The 1,207-nt window shown below is 46.6% G+C and carries 2 protein-coding genes; both read left to right on the forward strand.

Annotation, left to right across the window (positions count from 1 at the left end; genetic code table 11):
* On the forward strand, nucleotides 1-697 hold a 697-nt coding region (locus tag F6K37_RS43415), incomplete at its 5' end, for an RNA-guided endonuclease InsQ/TnpB family protein (protein WP_287257346.1).
* A 50-nt stretch (nucleotides 698-747) separates the two neighbouring features.
* Nucleotides 748-1,207, forward strand: a 460-nt coding sequence (gene pth / locus F6K37_RS43420; RefSeq protein WP_287257347.1) for an aminoacyl-tRNA hydrolase, incomplete at its 3' end; no start/stop codon positions are given.

The raw sequence follows: 1,207 nt of genomic DNA on the forward strand, positions 1-1,207 counted from the left end.
TCTAAAGGATTTCTATACTGATTCCGACGGCAATACTGAACCTAACCCCAGATTTTATAGGACAGGAGAGAAGCGGCTAAAGTTTTATCAGCGGCGAGCATCTCGAAAAAAGAAAGGCTCAGCTAACCGTAAGAAAGCCATTAATAAACTAGGCAGGACGCACCTTAAAATAAGCAGGCAGCGTGAGGAACACGCCAAGAGACTGGCGCGTTGCGTAATCCGATCTAACGATCTGGTCGCCTACGAAGATTTAAGGGTTAGGAATTTGGTCAAAAATCATTGTATTGCCAAGTCTATTAGTGATGCAGGTTGGTATCAGTTTAGAAGGTGGTTAGAACACTTTGGGGAAAAGTTTGGTAGGGTAACTGTTGCGGTAAACCCTGCCTACACAAGCCAAAACTGCTCTAACTGTGGTGAAGTGGTTAAAAAATCGCTATCAACTAGGACTCACGTCTGTAAGTGTGGCTGTCAACTAGACCGCGATCACAACGCCGCAATAAACATCCTCGATAGAGCCTTAGGTACGGTGGGGCACATCGGAACCTTGGTCACAGACCAGAACGCTTGCAGAGAGGAGACCTCTATTCTTCCTGGTTCCGGCCTGGTTGAACAAGTCGCCTCATTGAAGCAAGAATCCCCGCGTCTAATGACCGGGGAGTGTCAAGATGTCCGGAAACATCGAGATCATAAACCGTAGGTAATGGGTAACCCATTACCCATTACCGATTACCAAAACGATTTTTGACCATGAGCACTATCGAAACAACCGGACAGATTATAATTCCTCAACTGATTGTGGGTTTAGGTAATCCGGAACCCAAGTATGATAAAACCCGGCACAATATCGGTTTTGAAGTGGTAGATGCGATCGCACGTCGATTACAGATTTCAGGAAACGAACATCGCCGCTTTCAGGGATGGTTTGGTCAAGGAATTGGACTAAAAGGAAATAAGTTAAGCTTGCTTAAGCCTCTTACATACATGAATCGCTCTGGACAAGCAATTCGGGCGGTGACTGATTGGTACAAGCTAAAACCTGAGTCGGTCTTGATCATTTATGATGATATGGACTTACCAGTGGGGCGTTTGCGTCTGCGCCTTTCTGGTTCAGCGGGAGGACACAATGGCATGAAATCCGCAATTGCCCATCTGGGTACGCAAAACTTCCCTCGCCTGCGGATTGGCATCGGCAAATCCAGTCAGAAGC

This window comes from Moorena sp. SIO4E2, assembly GCF_010671945.1.
GTDB classification, from domain to species: domain Bacteria; phylum Cyanobacteriota; class Cyanobacteriia; order Cyanobacteriales; family Coleofasciculaceae; genus Moorena; species Moorena producens.